General features: G+C 62.0%; 17 protein-coding genes. 12 read left to right on the top strand and 5 right to left on the bottom strand.

The features are described from left to right. Positions 1-6 precede the first annotated feature (6 nt). Together ssuD and ACREB4_RS15890 are read right to left on the bottom strand one after the other, a co-directional pair. The gene (gene ssuD / locus ACREB4_RS15895; protein WP_431589208.1) at positions 7-1,191 is read right to left on the bottom strand and encodes an FMNH2-dependent alkanesulfonate monooxygenase; all 1,185 of its coding nucleotides are present in this window, start codon (positions 1,189-1,191) and stop codon (positions 7-9) included. 21 nt (positions 1,192-1,212) lie between these two features. After that, positions 1,213-2,187 carry a sulfonate ABC transporter substrate-binding protein gene (locus tag ACREB4_RS15890; RefSeq protein ID WP_431589207.1) on the bottom strand — a complete coding sequence of 325 codons (975 nt, stop codon included), beginning with the start codon at positions 2,185-2,187 and terminating at the stop codon, positions 1,213-1,215. A 152-nt stretch (positions 2,188-2,339) separates the two neighbouring features. Between ACREB4_RS15890 and ACREB4_RS15885 the strand changes: the two genes are divergently transcribed. Both ACREB4_RS15885 and ACREB4_RS15880 read left to right on the top strand, forming a co-directional pair. Continuing rightward, entirely contained in the window at positions 2,340-3,464 is a 1,125-nt protein-coding gene (locus ACREB4_RS15885) for a hypothetical protein (RefSeq protein WP_431589206.1), read from the top strand. Then, the gene (locus tag ACREB4_RS15880; RefSeq protein ID WP_431589205.1) at positions 3,461-4,123 is read left to right on the top strand and encodes an ABC transporter ATP-binding protein; all 663 of its coding nucleotides are present in this window, start codon (positions 3,461-3,463) and stop codon (positions 4,121-4,123) included. Before ACREB4_RS15885 ends, ACREB4_RS15880 begins: the two co-directional genes overlap by 4 nt. On the opposite strand, the gene ACREB4_RS15875 is transcribed toward ACREB4_RS15880, so the two are convergent. Together ACREB4_RS15875 and ACREB4_RS15870 are read right to left on the bottom strand one after the other, a co-directional pair. Then, complete coding sequence (locus ACREB4_RS15875) at positions 4,083-5,015, bottom strand: hypothetical protein (protein ID WP_431589204.1); 933 nt, start codon at positions 5,013-5,015, stop codon at positions 4,083-4,085. The genes ACREB4_RS15880 and ACREB4_RS15875 overlap by 41 nt on opposite strands. Positions 5,016-5,152: 137 nt before the next feature. Then, positions 5,153-5,917, bottom strand: a complete 765-nt coding sequence (locus ACREB4_RS15870) for a metallophosphoesterase family protein (RefSeq protein ID WP_431589203.1) — start codon at positions 5,915-5,917, stop codon at positions 5,153-5,155. 91 nt (positions 5,918-6,008) lie between these two features. Between ACREB4_RS15870 and ACREB4_RS15865 the strand changes: the two genes are divergently transcribed. Together ACREB4_RS15865 and ACREB4_RS15860 are read left to right on the top strand one after the other, a co-directional pair. After that, positions 6,009-6,842, top strand: a complete 834-nt coding sequence (locus ACREB4_RS15865; protein ID WP_431589202.1) for a nucleotidyltransferase — start codon at positions 6,009-6,011, stop codon at positions 6,840-6,842. A 13-nt stretch (positions 6,843-6,855) separates the two neighbouring features. Continuing rightward, positions 6,856-7,644 (top strand): SDR family NAD(P)-dependent oxidoreductase, encoded by a 789-nt coding sequence (locus ACREB4_RS15860; protein ID WP_431589201.1) that lies wholly within the window; start codon positions 6,856-6,858, stop codon positions 7,642-7,644. A gap of 6 nt (positions 7,645-7,650) precedes the next feature. Here ACREB4_RS15860 and ACREB4_RS15855 read toward each other — a convergent pair whose 3' ends face one another. Further along, positions 7,651-8,121, bottom strand: coding sequence for a hypothetical protein (locus ACREB4_RS15855; RefSeq protein WP_431589200.1), 471 nt, complete (start codon positions 8,119-8,121; stop codon positions 7,651-7,653). Positions 8,122-8,368: 247 nt separating this feature from the next. On the opposite strand from ACREB4_RS15855, the gene ACREB4_RS15850 reads away from it, so the two are divergent. The 8 genes from ACREB4_RS15850 to ACREB4_RS15815 are packed head-to-tail and all read left to right on the top strand — an operon-like array spanning position 8,369 to position 18,912. Continuing rightward, the gene (locus ACREB4_RS15850; protein WP_431589199.1) at positions 8,369-9,526 is read left to right on the top strand and encodes a methyl-accepting chemotaxis protein; all 1,158 of its coding nucleotides are present in this window, start codon (positions 8,369-8,371) and stop codon (positions 9,524-9,526) included. Between the two features lie 11 nt (positions 9,527-9,537). Continuing rightward, entirely contained in the window at positions 9,538-9,906 is a 369-nt protein-coding gene (locus ACREB4_RS15845) for a response regulator (RefSeq protein WP_431589198.1), read from the top strand. 17 nt (positions 9,907-9,923) lie between these two features. Continuing rightward, positions 9,924-10,229: an STAS domain-containing protein gene (locus ACREB4_RS15840; RefSeq protein ID WP_431589197.1), complete on the top strand. Its 306-nt coding sequence runs from the start codon at positions 9,924-9,926 to the stop codon at positions 10,227-10,229. A 45-nt stretch (positions 10,230-10,274) separates the two neighbouring features. Then, the gene (locus tag ACREB4_RS15835) at positions 10,275-12,446 is read left to right on the top strand and encodes a chemotaxis protein CheA (protein ID WP_431589196.1); all 2,172 of its coding nucleotides are present in this window, start codon (positions 10,275-10,277) and stop codon (positions 12,444-12,446) included. Between the two features lie 39 nt (positions 12,447-12,485). Then, a complete protein-coding gene (locus tag ACREB4_RS15830; protein WP_431589195.1) occupies positions 12,486-14,150 on the top strand; it encodes a methyl-accepting chemotaxis protein in 1,665 nt (554 codons plus the stop codon). A 9-nt stretch (positions 14,151-14,159) separates the two neighbouring features. Continuing rightward, positions 14,160-14,714 carry a chemotaxis protein CheW gene (locus tag ACREB4_RS15825; RefSeq protein ID WP_431589194.1) on the top strand — a complete coding sequence of 185 codons (555 nt, stop codon included), beginning with the start codon at positions 14,160-14,162 and terminating at the stop codon, positions 14,712-14,714. Between the two features lie 31 nt (positions 14,715-14,745). After that, positions 14,746-16,692 carry a HAMP domain-containing methyl-accepting chemotaxis protein gene (locus ACREB4_RS15820; protein WP_431589193.1) on the top strand — a complete coding sequence of 649 codons (1,947 nt, stop codon included), beginning with the start codon at positions 14,746-14,748 and terminating at the stop codon, positions 16,690-16,692. Positions 16,693-16,749: 57 nt separating this feature from the next. Continuing rightward, positions 16,750-18,912, top strand: a complete 2,163-nt coding sequence (locus tag ACREB4_RS15815; RefSeq protein WP_431589192.1) for a methyl-accepting chemotaxis protein — start codon at positions 16,750-16,752, stop codon at positions 18,910-18,912. Positions 18,913-18,916: the final 4 nt, after the last annotated feature.

Below are 18,916 nucleotides of genomic sequence, written 5' to 3'. Positions count from 1 at the left end.
GTTCGGTCAACTGGCCGAGGTTTGCCGAACGCTGGTCGGCGGCACGTAGGCGTTGGCAACAATCTCACCGAAGGGCCCGGTCAAGGTGCGTCCCGGCAAGCCCTGTTGCAACTCCAGTGGCAGCAGCGGGAAGACCAGTTCGGCGAAACGGTGCGCTTCTTCCAGATGGGGATAGCCTGACAGGATGAAGTATTTCAGCCCCAGTGCCGCGTACTCCTTCAGGCGGTCAGCGACCTGCTCGGGGTTGCCCACCAGCGCGGTCCCTGCCCCGCCTCGCACCAGGCCCACGCCGGCCCACAGGTTGGGCGCCACCTCGAGGCCTTCGCGAACATTCTTTGGGTTGAAGCGGCCGCCATTCAACTCAGCCATGCGGCGCTGCCCCACCGAATCCATTTGCGCGAATTTCTTCTGGGCCGCGGCCACCGTCGCTTCGTCCAGATGGGAAAGCAACTCGCCAGCCGCGCGCCAGGCCTCGTCCTCGGTTTCACGCACGATCACGTGCAAGCGGATGCCGAACTCCAGCGTGCGGCCATGCCTGGCGGCACGCTGCGTGATGTCGGCGACCTTGGCGGCGACGGCGGCCGGCGGCTCACCCCAGGTCAGGTAGGTGTCCAGTTGCTCGGCGGCCAACTCGTGGGCTTCTTCCGAGGAACCCCCGAAAAACAAAGGCGGATAAGGCTTTTGCAATGGCGGGTACAACAGCTTGGCGCCCTTGACCTGCAAGTGCTTGCCATCGTAGTCGAACGGCTCGCCTTCGTGGCTGCGCTGCAGGGTCTCGCGCCAGATGGTCAGGAACTCGGCCGACAGCTTGTAGCGCTCGGCGTGGCTGGTGAAGATGCCATCCCCTTCAAGCTCCTCCGGATCGCCCCCTGTCACCAGGTTGACCAACACCCGGCCACCCGAGATCCGGTCCAGCGTCGCCGTCATGCGGGCCGTTTGAGAAGGCTGCATCAGGCCTGGGCGCAAGGCCACCAGGAACTTCAAACGCCGGGTGGCCTCGATCAAGCTGGCGGCCAGGATCCAGGAGTCCTCGCACGAGCGGCCCGTGGGCAAAAGCACGCCTTCGTAACCCAGGCTGTCGGCCGCAATCGCCACCTGCTTGAAGTAATCGAAGGTGGCCGCGCGGGCGCCCTTGGTCGTGCCAAGGTAGCGCGAATCACCGTGCGTGGGAATGAACCAAAGGACTTTCATGGAACCAACCTTTCTGGGGCATCAGCGACGAGGCGCGGGCAAGGCATCGGCCACGCGAATCGCCTTGGGGATGAGCTTGAGCTGGTAGAAGACGTCGGCGATCTTCTGCTGATCGCTGATCACGGCCGCCGAGATGGGCTTGATCCCATACGAAAAGCGCCGTGCTGCCAGATCCGTGGTGCCGAGGTCAAGCCCGATCTGGGGCGCCAGGAGTTCGGCGACCGCTTTGTCGTTGCGGGCAGCCCAGGCGTCCAGCCTGGCCAACTCATCGATCACCGCCTGGACCACCTGCGGATTCTTGCGGTCGTAATCCCTCGACACCAGGTAGAACTGGTGATTGGCCACGATGCCCTTGCCATCGGCCAGCACACGGGCGCCGAGCTGCTTTTCAGCCGCGGCCAAAAATGGATCCCAGATGACCCAGGCATCGACGCTGCCACGTTCAAAAGCCGCGCGGGCATCGGCGGGTGGCAGGAAAACCGTTTGCACATCGCTGTACGCCAAGCCCGCTTTTTCAAGGGCCTTGACCAGCAGATAGTGCACGTTGGAGCCCTTGTTCAAGGCCACCTTCTTGCCCTTGAGCTCAGCCACCGAGTGGATGGGCGAGCCCTTGGCCACCACGATGGCTTCGGCCACCGGCGCGGGCGGCTGGTTCGCCACGTACACCAGGTCGGCCCCGGCCGCCTGCGCAAAAATGGGCGGTGCCTCACCCGCCGTGCCCAAGTCGATGGAGCCGACGTTCAGGCCCTCCAGCAGTTGGGGCCCGGCCGGAAACTCCGTCCATTTCACGTCCACGCCCAGCTGGGCCAGGCGCTTCTCGAGGTCGCCCTTGGCTTTCAAAATGGTCAGCGTGCCGTATTTCTGAAAGCCGATGCGGAGCACCGGCTTGTCGGCCCGGGCCAGCGAAACGCCCCCCAGGCCCAGTGTGGCCACCGCCACCGAGATCACCACGCCGAGCACGCTTCTGCGGGCCAAGTTCTGTCTGATCTGATCCATGTGCCTTGCCCTTTTTTTGTGTCGCTTTAAACGTTATCAACCGACTGGAGGCGTGGCAAAGAAGGTTTTCGGCCGAGGTCATGCCCGGCGCGCATATGCACCAAGGCAGAACAACGTCGGAACTCTTGGGCCCTGCCAGGCCTCAGAAGCCGGTGCGAACCCCCACCATCACCGTGCCCAAGCTGAATTACCGGCAAGTCCGCGCGCGGTGGTGCCTGGCGGTGATCAGGGCGCTGGTCAAGCGCTGGCTGGCTTACATCATCCTGGCCATCGCGATGCTGGGCGCCTTCAGCGTGGGCGCCACGACGTCCATGGCCGCCATGACGGCCTGGACGGTGCTGCCCGTGTTCAAGGCGGCATCAATGCCTTGGTGGCAGGCCCTGCCATGCTGGATGGCGCAAGTTCTTGTGGGCACGGCCATCGTGCTGGCGTGGCGCCCCGTGCTCTGGCCCGAGGATTGGCGGAGCATCGAGAAGGCCTTCCCCATCCGGCCAGGCGAGCTGTGGCGAAGTGACGTGGCCATGGTCACGGTGGCCTTGGCGCCCTTGTTCGCCGTGTACCTGGCCGGGGGGCTCACCTGGACGGTTCAAGCTCCCCCGTGGCTGGATCACCTCGGGCCACGCGCCTGGGGTTTGTTGATCTCGTCCATGGCGTGCTCCCTGGGACTGGGCACCTTCGCGGTCCTGTTGATGCGCCGACCGCCACGGCCAACTTCACGAGGACCCGAACAGACTGCCCTCGCCAAACGCCCCAGCGCCGAGCTCGGCACAGGCGCCTTGATGGCTCTGTGGGTGCTGCCGCTCCAAAGAGGCCCCGCCAAGCGCTCGGGCAGGCTGCTGGTCTTGCACGCCCTTGGCGTGCTGGCTTTGTGCGGTTTGACCGCGGCGGCCAACCGGCGGTGGGCGCCATGGACCCTCGCGGCATTCACCTTCGCGGCTTTGAGCACCACCACGCGCTTGCGCAGCGTGATCGACACCGAGCTCGCGCCGCTGCACGAAGCCTGCCGACCCATGCCCCTGTCGGAGGCCATTTTGCGATGGCAACGTCGGGCCCTGTCCTTGCTGCCGGCATCGGTGGGGCTGCTCTGCCTGCCCATCGCGCTTCATGTCAACGAAACGGCACTGCGTTCCGGCCTCGCGGCTTCCTTCATGGCCTTCAGCGTGTTGGGCCACGCCTGGCAGGCCTTTCACCACAGCCGGCGGTCACGGAACCAGGCCACCTCGTGGATGTTCACCCTGGTGGTCTTGCTCGCCTTGGCCTCCGAGGTCTTTGCATGACGACACTGCACATCAAGCACCTGAACTTCAGCCATCCGGGAAGGCATGTCTTCACCGATTGGTCGGGAACATTCAGTGGCGGCCTGACCTGGCTGAAAGGCTGCAATGGCAGCGGCAAGTCAACACTGCTGATGCTTCTGGCCGGAGGACTGCAGCCAGGCGCGGGCTCGATCAGGCTTGGCGACACTGACCAGGCCCAGCAAGCGCTGGACTACCGGCGACGCGTGTTCTGGTGCGGGCCGGGCCCCCTGCCCTTTGACCATCTGACGCCCCGTGAGTACTGGGGCTTCATGCGGCACCTGTACCCCACCTTGGACACCAGGGCCCTGCAAATGCATGCCACGGCCTTCTCATTGAACGCGCACCTCGATGTTCCTCTGCGAAGCCTGTCAAGCGGCACCCAGCGCAAAGTCTGGGTGGCCGCCAGCTTGGCGGCTGGCACCGAAGCCACCCTCATCGACGAGCCGTTCAATGCACTGGACGCCCGTTCATTGGCACACCTGCGCGAGGTGCTGGCCAAGGCGGCCCAAGACACCGACCGCATCTGGATCGTGACCAGCCACGAGGACCTGGGCCGCGCCGGCGCCGGGGCCCAGGTTCACGACCTGGACAAGCTGTTCAAGGTCGCACCAGGCCTCCAGCCGCCTCCGCGGGCTTGAGCGCCAGGGCCGTGATCAACAAGCCTTGCGCCGAAGCGTGGAAGTCGGACGTGCTGGCAGCGTGGAAGCGTGAAGGCCACCACTTCGCGAGCTGCGAACGGATGAACCAGGGCTGCAGCGCCTGAGGCAGCTCGGGCATCTGCCGGCCGCCAATCCAGCCGCCATCGGGCTGCTGGGCCCGCAACGCCCGCTGCAACCAGATGGGCTTGACCGAATCAGGGTCGCCCTGCCACATGAGCATCATCACGCGTTGAAGGTAAGCGTCCTTGACGACCACATCCACCGCCATTTGCTCGCGGATGTCGTCCAGCAGATCCTTGCGCAGGCTGACCAGCTCTTGCGCCGGTTTGCAGCCTCGGCGCTGAAGCAGCACCACGCCCACCAGTTGATGCGTGGTGCAAACCGGGTCCTTCACCCAGACTTTGGTGGGCAGAGGATGGCAGGCCGAGCCTTGAAGAAAGACATTGGTGTCGACCCCTTCGCTCAACGCCACCGGCACACAGGTGAGCGCATGGTAGAAAAACCTTTGATAGGGTTCCAGTTTGCGCACGGAGCTTGGATCCCACACCACTTCGGCATCGGGTTCCACCATGCGCCGCCAAGCTTCGCCCACCCAGGGACGGTCACGTGATTCGTCCAGAAACCGCTGGAACAAGCCGCGGAGGTATTCATCGCCGGTGTGCTCCGCCGCCACGCTCACGAACCACCACAATGCAACGTTGTCGTCTTGAAGGATGTCAACTTCGTTGGCCCGCATCCAGGACACAGCCTGCTTGAAGGCGTGCAGTCGCTCATCGGCGTGAAGCGGCGCCACGTCCCGGTTGCCATGCCAGATCGCCAGGGCGAAAGCCGCCCCGATCGCCACTGCGAACACCAGCATGGCTTTTGCCACGCGTACCACCCTGCTGCCCATGCCGCCTCCCTGATGCTTATCGAGCCAGGACCTTGGTCCCACAGGGGTATTTTGCCATGGGGTCCGAACGCCTTCCGTGAAGCGGCAAACGATTCGGCAAGAATTACAGAAGTGGTTCAGGGCATGGCAGGTTCACCGGAAAATGCCATTTCCGGCAGTTCAAGGATCCGAAACGCCGGCTGTTGAGGAAAGCTGCGCAGCAGCAAAGGCATGGCCACGTTGTAGACCGGGGTGCCATTGACCGTGGCACCTTCCAGCGTTCCGCGGTGGGCGTGTCCGTGGAAAACGGCGGTCACCGGGTGGCGGATCAATGGATCCTCCAGGCGACTGGTGCCCAGGAAAGGAAAGATCTCCACCGGCTCGCCCTTCACGGTGGCTTCGATGGGCGAATAGTGCAGCATGGCGATTCGGCGCGGCGTCCGGAGCTTGGCCAGCGCCGACTCGAGCTTCAGCCCCTCCTGGATGGCCTCGTTGACGAATTGCTTGATGGCCCGCTCGCCCCAGGGCCCCAAAGCACCGCGGCCAAAGCCCCCGGCGAAGCCCTTGGTGCCGGCAATGCCCACGCCCTGGATTTCGCAGGCTTCACCATCCAGCACATTGACGCCCGCCCCTCGGAGAATCCGGCACACCTCGTCCTGCTGGTCGGATTCGAAATCGTGGTTGCCCAGCACCGCCACCACTGGCACGGTGGCGCCAGACAGTTCTTCCGCGAGCACCCTCGCCTCTTCGGGCAAACCGTAATCGGTCAGGTCACCGCACAGCAGGATCGCGTCGGCCATCTCCGAGGCCTGCGCGAAGAGACCGCGCAACGTGCCGCCTGATTCCTTGCGGCAATGCAGGTCACCCACGGCGGCGAAACGAACTTTTTTTGCTGAAACCATGTCGCGCTCCTGAGTCTGGATTCCCTTTCCTTGGCACATGGCTTGCCCATTGAAAGTCTCCCCTTGGAAACATCTCCGCGATGCGATGCCCATGCCAGCCAACACCTTGATGTCGTCTCAACAGGACTCCGACGCCGACCAGGCGGTGTTCTATCGGCGCGTTCTGGAAACCCTCAACCAGGCTGGCATTCCCTTCCTTGTCGGAGGAAGCCATGCCTTCACCTGCCACACCGCCATCGAGCGCATGACCAAGGACCTGGACCTGTTCATCCGCCGGCGGGACTACGAGCGCGTCACCGAGGCCATGCGCGAGGTGGGCTATGACACCGACATGGTTTTCGCCCACTGGCTGGCCAAAGTGCACGACGATGAGGTGTTCATCGACCTGATATTCAATTCGGGCAATGGCATCTGCGAGGTGGACGATGCCTGGTTCCAGCACGCGGGCTCGGGAACCGTGCTGGGCGTGCCGGTGAAGCTGGCGCCCGTGGAAGAAACCATCTGGTCCAAGGCATTCATCATGGAACGTGAGCGCTACGACGGCGCCGACATCGCGCACTTGCTCAAGGCCAGCGCGCACGAGCTTGACTGGCAGCGCCTCCTGAATCGCTTCGGCCCGCATTGGCGGATTCTGCTGAGCCACCTGGGGCTGTTCGGCTTTGTCTACCCGGCGCACCGAGCGCTGATCCCAACGTGGGTGATGGACCAGTTGCTGGAACGTCTGCGCCATGAAGCCAGTTCACCGCCGGAAGAAACCCGGGTGTGCAATGGCACGCTTTTATCGCGCGAACAATACCTGGACGACACCGAACAGCAAGGCTATCAGGACGGACGACTGATGCCTTTCGGCAAGATGACCCCGAGGGATGTGGTGGATTGGACCAATGGCATCCCGACGCGCGCGCCCATTCAAAGGCAGCTCTAGAAAGGATGTCACCATGCTCAACAACCGACCGCTGGCCCTGGTCACGGGCGCCTCTTCCGGCATTGGCTATCACCTGGCGAAGTGCTGCGCCCTGAACGGCTTCAATCTCCTGGTCGTGGCGAACGAACCGTTCATCGAAGAGTCCGCCAAGTCATTGCGGGCATTGGGCGTGGACGTCGTCGCGGTGCAGGCCGATCTGTCGACCAGCGAAGGTGTGGCCAAGACGTACGAAGCCGCGCGCGGCCGACCGATCGCGGCGCTGCTGGCCAATGCGGGGCGAGGCCTGGGCAAAGGGTTCCTGGACCAGGACTTCTCGGCTGCGCGCCATGTCATCGACACCAACATCAGCGGCACGCTCGAGCTCATCCACCGGGTTGGGCGGGAGATGCGCGCGTTGAATGGTGGGCGCATCCTGATCACCGGCTCCATCGCGGGGTTCACGCCCGGCACGTTCCAAGCGGTCTACAACGGCACCAAGGCCTTCGTGGACTCGTTTGCCGTGGCGTTGCGGCACGAACTGAGCCACAGCGGCATCAGCGTCACGTGCCTGCTGCCAGGACTGACCGACACCTTGTTCTTCGAGCGCGCCGATCTGATGGACACCCAGATGGGGCAATCAGAGAACAAAGCCGACCCGGCGGAGGTGGCCCAGGCCGGCTTCGACGCGATGATGAAAGGTGAAAGCCACATCATCACAGGCGCGGCCAACAAGGTACAAGCCATGTTGGCCAATGTCATGCCGGCCGACCTGCTGGCCGAACGCCACCGGGCCCAGGCGTTCCCGGGCTCTGGCATCCCTTGATGAGGTTCAGTCGCAGATCAGTTTCATGGACTCGATCCGGCCACCAAAACCCAGCTTCTTGACCACGCTGGCCTCCCGGCTGTTGGGACTGAACTGCACGGTGCGGTCCTTGAACATGCGGTGCTCGAAAACCTGCAGATGGGCCTTGGGGCCCAGCACGAGGCTGTCGATGCTGTTCTTGAACTGGCGCCCACTGGTCTTGTCCCAACTGTAGAACTCCGCCGGGCCCAGCAAGGTCAGCATGGTGCCTTTGTAATCCTGGTCGTCGTAGAACTGCACCCAGCAACCCGAGGCCAAGGCCTGGCTGGAAATCTCCAGCGGGACCATGACGACGATGGGCTCGGGGCGGTTGTCACCCGCCTGGCCAGGCGAACTCGCCGCGCCCGAGGCGCCGAAGGCGGTGGATGAGCACACCACACAGATGCCCGCGACGAGTGCGGTCAGAACTCGCCAGCCTGGGTTCATGCGTTTTTTCATGCGAGCAACTCCCTTGCGTTAATTAAAAAAAATGGCTGAATTTCTTTAGCCATTCGCGTGCCCGCACCTGAAACCAATGTTGGAAAACGGCCAATGCGTGAATAACTTCACTACCCAGGCTCAAGTGCACGCGGGTAGCTCCCGATATGGGTGGGAGCAATGATTTATTTCAGGGCTTGGGAAAACGGGGTTTTAGCCACCATCGCATGGCGGCGCAAAGCACATCAAATGACAGGGTTCGGCAGGCATGAACATTCAAAAAGACATCAAGGCTTACTTGGTGTATCCCCCGCTCCTTGGCATAGCAGGCGGAATCTCTGCCTTGCTGCTCAGTGGCGGAACGCTGGCCGCAGGGCTGGTGGCAGGTGCCTTGCCATTGGCAGGTTTGGTGTGCAGCTGGCTCATGGCCCGTGAACTGCGGGCCTGCCGGCAATCCATCCAGGACTACATGGCCGGAAGGCAACGCTTTGGCGAGACCATGGCACCCGTGTGGACAGGGCAGATCGAAACGTCGCGCCAGCAGATGGAAACCGCCATCTCGGAACTGTCGCAACGTTTCTCCGGGATCGTCGACAAGCTGGACAACACCGTGCGCACGACCAGCGCGGCCACCTCGTCCATTGGCGACAACGACAACGGCCTGGTGGCCGTCTTCGCCAGAAGCGAGCAGGAGCTGGGCACGGTCGTGGCGACGATGGAATCGGCCATGAGCAGCAAGACGCAGATGCTGGAGAAGGTGCAAAGCCTGAACCACTTCACCACCGAGTTGCAGCAAATGGCCTCCGACGTTGCCAGCATCGCCTGGCAAACCAATCTGCTGGCCATCAATGCCGCCATCGAGGCCGCCCACGCTGGCGAGAACGGTCGGGGCTTCTCGGTGCTGGCTCAAGAAGTGCGCAAGCTGTCGGCCTTGTCGGGTGACACGGGCAAGCGCATCACTGAAAAGGTTTCACTGATCAACGCGGCGATCGTCGAAACCCGCGAAAGCGCAGAAGCGTCCAACCTCGAAGAAAGCCGCGCGATGGCAACTTCGCAGGGCACCATCACCGCGGTACTGAACCAATTGCGTTCGGTCACCGACACGCTGGTGGCTTCGACCGACTTGCTCAAGGACGAAAGTCTGGACATCAAGGCCGAGATCTCAGAGGCCTTGGTGCAGCTTCAGTTCCAGGACCGCGTGAGCCAGATCATGAGCCACGTGAAGCACAACATCGAGCGTCTGCCCCTGGTGCTGGACGACAACCGGGCTCAATTCGAGCAAGCCGGCGCGCTGCAACCGCTGGATTCCGCCGAACTGCTGGCCGAACTTGAAAAGACCTACGCGATGAAAGAAGAGCGCGCGGTCCACCAAGGTGGGCAGGTCGCGCAAGCCACCGCCGACGACACCGAAATCACGTTTTTCTAGAGGACTGCCAAATGGCCAAAACCATCCTGATTGTGGACGACTCTTCCTCGCTGCGCGTGGTCGTGAGCATTGCGTTGAAAAGCGCGGGCTATGACGTGATCGAGGCCTGTGATGGCAAAGATGCCTTGACCAAGCTGACGGGCCAGAAGATCCACATGATCATCAGCGACGTGAACATGCCCAACATGGACGGCATCACGCTGGTCAAGGCGATCAAACAGCTCGCCGCCTACAAGTTCACGCCCATCATCATGCTGACCACCGAGTCGCAGGATGAGAAGAAAAAGCAAGGCCAGGAAGCCGGGGCCAAGGCCTGGGTGCTCAAGCCTTTCAAGCCCGAGCAGTTGCTGGGCGTGGTTCAGAAGCTGGTTCTGCCTTGAGCCGCGAGGACGACGCCATGAGCACCACCGACAAGCCCGCCGCCTGCCTCGCCATCGAAGGCGAGTTGAGCATCTACCGCGCCACCGAATTGAAACAGACCTTGCTCGATGCCGTCAACGGCGCGTCGTCGCTGGAAATCGACCTGCACGACGTCAGCGAGATCGACAGCGCCGGCATCCAGCTGCTGATGCTGACCAAGTCCTACGGCCAGGCCAACGCCTGCGAGGTACACCTGGTGAATCACAGCCCGGCCGTGCTCGAAGTGTTCGAGCTGCTGGACCTGGCCGCGCACTTTGGCGATCCGCTGCTCGTGCCAGCCTGAGCTGCCGACATTGCCATTTGACCGTTCCCTGAAACGAGACCGACTATGAACCTCGATCAAGCGCTACAGACCTACATCGTGGAAAGCCGCGAGATGCTGGAAGCGATGGAAACCGCCCTGCTCGGCCTGACCCACACCGAAGGTGAAGAGCGCGCCGAATCCATCAACGCCATCTTCCGTGCCGCGCACACCATCAAGGGTTCTGCCGGCTTGTTCGGGCTGGACCAGATTGTGGAGTTCACACACGTGGTGGAAAGCGTGCTTGACCATGTGCGAGACGGCAAGGTGGCCATCGAAGACGAGCTGATGACCTTGCTGTTGTCATGCGGTGACCACATCGGCACCTTGATCGACATCACGGAAAGCACACGCGCCGACCCCGATGAAAGCGTGGCGCAGGCCGGCAAACCCTTGCTGGCTCGGCTCAGCGTGTACCTGAGCTCGCCCACGCCAACCAGTTTGCCCGCCACAACCCATCTGGTGAATGCCGACCCTGCCGATTTCGCGCGCATGGGCCACCACGGCATCAACACCGACAACTGGCACATCTCGCTGCGCTTTGGGCGCGACGTGCTGCGCAATGGCATGGATCCCTTGTCGTTCCTGCGCTACTTGAGCACCATGGGCCAGATCGCCGGCATCGTGACCCTGCACGACGCCCTGCCCTTGGCCCCCGACATGGACCCCGAATCCTGCTACCTGGGCTTCGAGATCTCGTTCAAAAGCGATGCCACCAAGGGTGCCATCGAAAGCGCCTTCGAATTTGTGCTGGACGACTGCCTGCTGCACATCGTGCCGCCCAACAGCCTGGCCTCCGAGTACATCGAGATGATTCAAGCGCTGCCCGAAGGGCCCGCGCGCCTGGGCGAAATCCTGGTCCGCTGCGGCACCTTGACCAACCACGAGCTGGAATCAGCCCTCGCCTTGCAAGCCAAATCCGAGCCCGCCGCACCGATCGGCGAGATCCTGGTCGAGCAAGGCCGCGTTCAGCCCGCCGTGGTGGAAGCCGCCCTCACCAAGCAGAAGCAGACCAAGGACAGCAAGGCACAAGAGAGCCAATCCATCCGCGTTGACGCCGATAAGCTGGACCACCTGATCAATCTGGTGGGCGAACTGATCATTGCCGCAGCCGGTGCCAACCTGGTGGCGCGCAGCACACGGATCCTCGAGCTGCAAGAAAGCCACTCAACCCTGGCCAACCTGGTGGAAGAAGTGCGCGACAGCGCCTTGCAACTGCGCATGGTCAAGGTGGGCGGCACCTTCAGCCGATTCCAGCGGGTGGTGCATGACGTCTCGCGCGAGATCGGCAAGGACATTGGCCTGGTCGTCAACGGCGAAGACACCGAGCTGGACAAAACCGTGGTCGAGAAGATCGCCGACCCGCTGATGCACCTGGTGCGCAACGCCATCGACCACGGCATTGAAGCCGCCGACCTGCGCGTTGCCAGGGGCAAGCCTGCCAAGGGCACGGTCAGGCTCAACGCTTATCACGACTCGGGCAGCATCGTCATCGAAGTGGGTGACGATGGCGGCGGCCTGAACCGCGAGCGCATTTTGGCCAAGGCCCTGGAACGTGGGCTGATCGAATCGGGCAAGGCCCTGAGCGACAGCGAGATCTATGGCTTGATCTTCGAGCCCGGCTTCTCGACGGCGGAACAGGTCACCAACCTGTCGGGCCGAGGCGTGGGCATGGACGTGGTCAAGCGCAACATCACCGCCCTGCGTGGCAGCGTGGCCATCAACAGCGCGGAAGGCGTTGGGACCACCGTGAGCGTGCGCCTGCCCTTGACGCTGGCCATCATCAATGGGTTCCAGGTCGGCGTGGGCCAATCCGTGTTCGTGGTGCCGCTGGACATGATCGAGGAGTGCGTGGCGTTCTCGGCCGAAGAGGGCCACGACTACACGGACCTTCGCGGCCAGGTGCTGCCCTTCATCCGTTTGCGCGAGCTGTTCGACGTTGAAGGCCACAAAGGCAGCCGAGAAAACATCGTGGTGGTGAAGCACGCCGGCCAGAAGTTTGGCCTGGTGGTGGACACCCTGCTGGGCGAAGCCCAAACCGTGATCAAGCCCTTGTCCAAGATGTTTGCACAAGTCCAAGGCATCAGTGGCTCCAGCATCCTGGGCAGTGGCGACGTGGCCCTGATCCTGGACGTGCCCGCCTTGATGCAAAAAACCCATGCCGCCAGTTCGGGCGACAGAGCCTCCGTTTCGGCTTGAGAAACGGCCATTCCACACCATTAAATCAGAGGACGTTTCATGTTCAGCAATTTCAAAATCGGAGTCCGGCTGATCGCTGGCTTCCTTTTCGTCGCGGGCATCAGCTTGATCGTGGGCCTGATCGGCATCTCCAACGCCAGCAAGATCAACACCATGGCCGACAACATGTATGCCCGCGAACTGATGGGGCTGTCGTACATCAAGGAAGCCAACATCAACCTGATCTACATTGGCCGGGCGCGTGGCAACTTCCTGCTGGCCCACTCTCAAGAAGAGCGTGAGAAGCAACAGACCGCCATCGCCAAGTACAGCGCCACCACCAAGGACTATGTTGACAAGGCCCGCCCGCTGTTCTTCAGCGAAAAGGGCAAGGGAATGCTGGCCTCGTTCGACCTCACCTGGACGGACTACCAACGCGACTTGCAGAAGGCCATGGCGTTGGCCGCGGCCAAGAAACTGCAGGACCGTGACGAAGAACTGCAAACCGCGCTGAACATCGCTCGTTCGCAAGCCGACAAGCTGGATGACATGCTGACCGCGCTGACGCAGTTGAAGGAAGGCAACGCCAAGGAGGCGTCAGACGAAACCACTCGCCTTTATGAAAGCAGCCGCGCTTTGATGATTGGCGTCATTGCAGGCGGTGTGCTCATCGGCATTGCGCTGGGATTCCTGATCAGCCGCAGCGTGACCAAGCCTTTGGACAAGGCAGTCGAGGTTGCCAACAGCTTGGCCGAAGGCGACCTGACTGTCAGCATTGATGTCAAGGGCAAGGACGAAACGGCCCAACTGCTGCAAGCCATGCAGAACATGGTTCAGAAGCTCTCGCAGGTGGTGGCCGAAGTGAACAGCGGTGCCGAAGCCTTGGCTGGCGCTTCGGAAGAGGTCAGTGCCACGGCGCAGTCCTTGTCGCAGGCTTCCAGCGAACAGGCTGCCGGCGTTGAGGAAACCAGCGCATCGATCGAGCAAATGACCGCCTCGATCTCGCAGAACACCGAGAACGCGAAGGTGACCGACGGGATGGCCACGAAGGCATCGTCCGAAGCCACCGAAGGTGGCGAAGCCGTCAAGGCCACCGTGGCCGCCATGAAGCAGATTGCGCAGAAGATCGTCATCATCGATGACATTGCCTACCAAACCAACCTGCTGGCCCTGAACGCCGCCATTGAAGCGGCCCGTGCTGGCGAACACGGCAAGGGCTTTGCCGTGGTGGCCGCCGAAGTGCGCAAGCTGGCCGAGCGCAGCCAGGTTGCGGCGCAGGAAATCGGCTCGGTCGCCAGCTCGAGCGTCGATCTGGCCGAAACGGCGGGTCGCTTGCTGGACCAGATGGTGCCCAACATCAAGAAGACTTCCGACCTGGTGCAAGAGATCACCGCGGCCTCGGAAGAGCAATCATCGGGCGTCAGCCAGATCAACTCGGCCGTGGGCCAGTTGAGCCAGACCACGCAGCAAAACGCCTCCAGCTCGGAAGAGCTGGCCGCCACGGCTGAAGAGATGAGCAGCCAGGCAGAGCAACTGCAACAAGCCATGTCCTTCTTCAAGCTGGCGGGCAACGGTGCGCTGCTTCACAGCGCGGCACCCACGCCAAGGCAGGCGGCCAAGCCTCGCATCTCCGTCAAAAAGGCCGCGGGAAACACCCGGAAAAACAGCCAACTGGCATTCGCGCACGCCGATTCAGCCGATGAGGCCCAGTTTTCTCCCTTCTAAGGACCCGACATGACTGCCCTGACTTCAACTTCCAAATCCGGGTCACCTTTGGCCTTGGCGATTGGCTCCCAAGACCCAACGCAATACCTGACCTTCATGCTGGCCGGCGAAGTCTTCGCTCTGGGCATCTTGGCGGTCAAAGAGATCATCGAGTACCACAGCCTGACCGTGGTGCCGATGATGCCCGACTGCGTTCGTGGCGTGATCAATCTGCGCGGCGCCGTGGTGCCGGTGATGGATCTGCTGGCCCGCTTTGGCCGGTCTTCGTCTGAGGTGACCAAGCGCACCTGCATTGTCATCGTCGAGGTGCAAACCGCCGAGCAGGAAAGCCAGGTCATCGGCGTGATCGTCGATGCCGTCAACGAAGTGCTGGACATCGCACCGTCCGACATCGAGCCCGCACCGGCTTTTGGCGCCCGCATTCGCACCGATTTCATCCAGGGCATGGGCAAGGTCAAAGGCAAGTTCGTCATTTTGCTGGATGCCGACCATGTCCTGTCGTTGGACGAGATCACCCAACTCGCTCAAACGCCCGCACCAGCCAGCGCCTTGGCACTGAACTGAACCCCAGAACGAAAAATACTAGGACACGACCATGAATTGGTTCTTGCGCATGAAGCTGGCCCACAAGCTGCTGATCACTTTTCTGACCTGCTCTTTCCTGACAGCCGCCGTCGGGGTGTATGGCCTGATGCGGATCTCGGACCTGGGCAGCATGCTCAGTGCCACCTATGAGAACAATGTGGTCTGCCTGGAACAAATTTCGGATGCGGCGCTCAAGCTGTCATCGCATGCGCGGAGCTATGTTCGGCTGACATCAACCAAAAATCCGGACGAAGCCAAAGCCGCCATGGCGCGCGCCAAGACCTACCTTGATGGCTACAACAAGTCGATCCAGGCCTACCGCAGCACGGTGCTCAGCGCCAAAGAACAAACGCTGCTCAAGGAGCTGGACGCTCAGTTGCCGGTCTACCTGGCTGAAAACGAAAAGGTGGCCCAACTGGCCTTGAGCGGCAAGTTGGCCGAGGCCACCGAACTCAGCAACGGCGAAACCCGCAAGATCACCCGCGCCATGGAAGAAGCCATGACGGCGATCATCGAGGAACTCAGCGCCCAGGCCAAGGCCACCAATGAGTTGGCCACAGCCCAGGTGTCTTTTGCCAAGCAGGTGACCTTGTCGGTGGTGGCCGTGTCCGTCGTGCTGGCCATTGGTCTGGGTTTGATGGTCACGCGCATCATCAGCCGGCAACTGGGTGGTGAGCCCGACTATGCCGCAGCATTGCTGACCAAGGTGGCCAACGGCGACTTGTCGACCGAGGTGATCATTCGCCACAACGACGACAGCAGCATGCTGTTCGCCGTCAAGCAGATGGTGGCCCGCCTCAAGCAAGTGATCGACGGCCAGCGCAATGTGGTCGAAGCCGCCAACCGCGGCAACTTCGAGGCCCGCATCGAGTTGGCCGGCCTGCAAGGCTTTCAAAAGGAAATGGGTGAAGGCCTGAACCAGTTGGTGACCACCACGGGCACCAGCATCAATGACGTGGTGCGCGTGATGAGCGCCGTGTCGCAAGGTGACCTGACCCAGGCCATCGACAAGCCTTACGAAGGCTCCTTCGGCGAGATGAAGGAGTACGTCAACAACACCGTGGACAAACTGTCGCAGGTTGTGACCGAGGTCAATGCCGGGGCCGAATCCCTGGCGGGCGCCTCGGAAGAATTGAGCTCCACCGCGCAATCCTTGTCGCAGTCCGCCAGCGAGCAGGCTGCCGGCGTCGAAGAGACCAGCGCGTCGATCGAACAGATGACTGCGTCCATTTCGCAAAACACCGAGAATGCCAAGGTGACCGATGGCATGGCCACCAAGGCCGCCGGCGAAGCCACGGAAGGCGGCGAAGCCGTCAAGGCCACCGTGGCGGCCATGAAGCAGATCGCCCAGAAGATCGGCATCATCGATGACATCGCCTACCAAACCAATCTGCTGGCCTTGAACGCTGCGATCGAGGCTGCTCGTGCTGGCGAACATGGCAAGGGATTCGCCGTGGTGGCCGCCGAAGTTCGCAAGCTGGCGGAACGCAGCCAGGTGGCCGCGCAAGAGATCGGCACCGTGGCCAGTTCCAGCGTCGAGTTGGCCGAGAAGGCCGGCAAGTTGCTGGACGAAATGGTGCCCAACATCCGCAAGACCTCGGACTTGGTTCAGGAGATCACGGCCGCCTCGGAAGAGCAATCATCGGGCGTCAGCCAGATCAACTCGGCCGTCGGCCAGTTGAGCCAGACCACGCAGCAAAACGCCTCCAGCTCGGAAGAGTTGGCCGCCACGGCCGAAGAAATGAGCAGCCAGGCCGAGCAACTGCAGCAAACCATGTCCTTCTTCAAGCTGGCCACCACCGAGGCCAACCCCGGAAGATTCTCCAGCCCAATCAGGCCCGCGGCCAAAGCTCGAAGCACGGCCAAGAAGCCCATTGGGGCCACTCGCTTGCCAAAGAGCAGCACCGCCTTTGCCAGTGAAGAGTCACTGGACGAGGCCCAGTTCGCCCGATTCTGAACACACCCAACTCGTCATCAAACCCAGCAGCCACGGCTGCGCCTGAAAGTAGTAACCATGCTCCAGATCAAAACCACAAAGCAAGCCAAACACGATGACGAGGTGTTTGAGCGCTTGATCGATGAACAACTGACGACCGCCATCAACGCGGCCGCCCGTGGGGACTTTTCCTCGCGCGCCAACACCGCGAAGTTGCCGCCCGCATTGGCGCGCGCAGCCGAGGCCTTCAATCGATTCCTGGATGTTCAGCAAGCGCTGGCCGCTGACCTGGCCTGCATGAGCGCCGAGCACGACAAGGGCGACATCGACGTGACGGTCGATCCTCAAAAGTTCAAGGGTGACTTCCTGGCCATGGCCCAAGGCGTGAACACCATGGTGGGCTCGCACATCGCGGTCAAGAAGTTGGCCATGGGCGTGGTTCAGGAATTTGGCCGCGGCAACTTTGACGCGCCGATGGAAAAACTGCCCGGCAAGAAAGCCTTCATCAACGACACCATTGAAGTGGTTCGCGGCAACCTCAAGGGCTTGATTTCCGAGATGAACAGGATGTCGACCGAACACGAGAAAGGCGACATCGACGTGGTGATCGATGCTCAAAAGTTCGAAGGCGACTTCCGAACCATGGCCCAGGGCATCAACGGCATGGTGGGCTCGCACATCGCGGTCAAGAAACTGGCCATGGGCGTGATTCAGGAGTTTGGCCGTGGCAACTTCGATGCGCCGATGGACAAGCTGCCCGGCAAGAAAGCCTTCATCAACGACACCATTGAAATGGTCCGCGGCAACCTCAAGGGCGTGATCTCGGAGATGAATTTCATGTCGGCAGAGCACGACAAGGGCGACATCGACGTGATGATCGACGTCAAAAAGTTTGAAGGCGACTTCCGCGCCATGGCTCAGGGCGTCAACGACATGGTGGGCTCGCACATCGGCGTGAAGAAGATGGCCATGGGCGTCATCCAACAATTTGGCTTGGGCAATTTTGATGCACCGATGGAGAAGCTGCCTGGCAAGAAGGCCTTCATCAACGACACGATTGAAACCGTCCGCGGCAACTTGAAGGCGCTGATTGAAGACGCCAACATGTTGTGCGATGCGGCTGTTGAGGGGCGGCTGGACGTGCGGGCCGATGCCCAACGGCATGCGGGTGATTTCCGCCGCATTGTCAGTGGCGTGAACAGCACGCTGGATGCGATTGTCACGCCCTTGAAGGAAGTGCAAGAGGTGCTGTTGCTCATCGAGGGCGGTGATTTGACCCATACCATCCAGGGCGACTACGAAGGCTCCTTCGCCGAGTTGAAGACCGCCGTGAACAACACCGTGAGCAAGCTGAGCGCCACGCTGGCCGAAGTGGTCTCGGCCTCTGATGCACTGCGCGGCGCGGCGTCCCAGGTCTCTGCCACTGCGCAGTCGCTGTCGCAAGCATCCAGCGAGCAGGCGGCTGGCGCTGAGGAAACCAGCGCGGCCATTGAACAGATGACCGCGTCGATCTCTCAGAACACCGAGAACGCGAAGATCACCGACGGGATCGCCACCAAGGCAGCCAAGGAAGCGGCCAGCGGCGGGGAAGCGGTCAAGGCCACCGTGTCTGCCATGAAGCAGATCGCCCAGAAGATCGGCATCATCGACGACATCGCCTATCAGACGAACCTGCTGGCCTTGAACGCCGCCATTGAAGCGGCCCGCGCGGGCGAGCACGGCAAGGGCTTTGCCGTGGTGGCCGCCGAGGTGCGCAAGCTGGCCGAGCGCAGCCAGGTCGCCGCGCAAGAGATCGGCACGGTCGCCAGCTCCAGCGTGGAATTGGCCGAAACCGCCGGAAAACTGCTGGACAACATGGTGCCCAATATCCGCAGGACCTCAGACCTGGTGCAAGAGATCACCGCAGCCTCGGAAGAACAATCGTCTGGCGTCGGCCAGATCAACTCGGCCGTTGGCCAGCTGAGCCAGACCACCCAGCAAAACGCGTCCAGCTCGGAAGAATTGGCGGCCACGGCAGAACAGATGACCAGCCAGGCGGAGCAATTGCAAGAGACCATGGCGTTTTTCAAGCTGTCGGATGATGATCACCGCATTCCCGCGGCTGCGCCGACACGCAAGGCCAACGCCAGGGCCGTGCTGCCGCAGGCCGGCAAGCCGAGTTTCGCGAAACCAGCACCAGCCAGAGCCATGAGCTTCGAGGGCGTTGACGCGCCCCATGAAGCACATTTTGCACGGTTCTAGAACG

The organism is Aquabacterium sp., from assembly GCF_050725395.1.
Classification (GTDB): domain Bacteria; phylum Pseudomonadota; class Gammaproteobacteria; order Burkholderiales; family Burkholderiaceae_C; genus Aquabacterium.
The sequence above is the reverse complement of the archived record's forward strand: the minus strand, read 5'-3'. Positions and strand labels throughout refer to the sequence as shown.

Coding starts and splice junctions, on each gene's coding strand:
- ACREB4_RS15890 (WP_431589207.1), bottom strand. CDS start 2,187: ATGGATCAGATCAGACAGAACTTGGCCCGCAGAAGCGTGCTCGGCGTG.
- ACREB4_RS15865 (WP_431589202.1), top strand. CDS start 6,009: ATGCCAGCCAACACCTTGATGTCGTCTCAACAGGACTCCGACGCCGAC.
- ACREB4_RS15835 (WP_431589196.1), top strand. CDS start 10,275: ATGAACCTCGATCAAGCGCTACAGACCTACATCGTGGAAAGCCGCGAG.
- ssuD (WP_431589208.1), bottom strand. CDS start 1,191: ATGAAAGTCCTTTGGTTCATTCCCACGCACGGTGATTCGCGCTACCTT.
- ACREB4_RS15815 (WP_431589192.1), top strand. CDS start 16,750: ATGCTCCAGATCAAAACCACAAAGCAAGCCAAACACGATGACGAGGTG.
- ACREB4_RS15830 (WP_431589195.1), top strand. CDS start 12,486: ATGTTCAGCAATTTCAAAATCGGAGTCCGGCTGATCGCTGGCTTCCTT.
- ACREB4_RS15840 (WP_431589197.1), top strand. CDS start 9,924: ATGAGCACCACCGACAAGCCCGCCGCCTGCCTCGCCATCGAAGGCGAG.
- ACREB4_RS15820 (WP_431589193.1), top strand. CDS start 14,746: ATGAATTGGTTCTTGCGCATGAAGCTGGCCCACAAGCTGCTGATCACT.
- ACREB4_RS15860 (WP_431589201.1), top strand. CDS start 6,856: ATGCTCAACAACCGACCGCTGGCCCTGGTCACGGGCGCCTCTTCCGGC.
- ACREB4_RS15850 (WP_431589199.1), top strand. CDS start 8,369: ATGAACATTCAAAAAGACATCAAGGCTTACTTGGTGTATCCCCCGCTC.
- ACREB4_RS15870 (WP_431589203.1), bottom strand. CDS start 5,917: ATGGTTTCAGCAAAAAAAGTTCGTTTCGCCGCCGTGGGTGACCTGCAT.
- ACREB4_RS15845 (WP_431589198.1), top strand. CDS start 9,538: ATGGCCAAAACCATCCTGATTGTGGACGACTCTTCCTCGCTGCGCGTG.
- ACREB4_RS15825 (WP_431589194.1), top strand. CDS start 14,160: ATGACTGCCCTGACTTCAACTTCCAAATCCGGGTCACCTTTGGCCTTG.
- ACREB4_RS15855 (WP_431589200.1), bottom strand. CDS start 8,121: ATGAAAAAACGCATGAACCCAGGCTGGCGAGTTCTGACCGCACTCGTC.
- ACREB4_RS15880 (WP_431589205.1), top strand. CDS start 3,461: ATGACGACACTGCACATCAAGCACCTGAACTTCAGCCATCCGGGAAGG.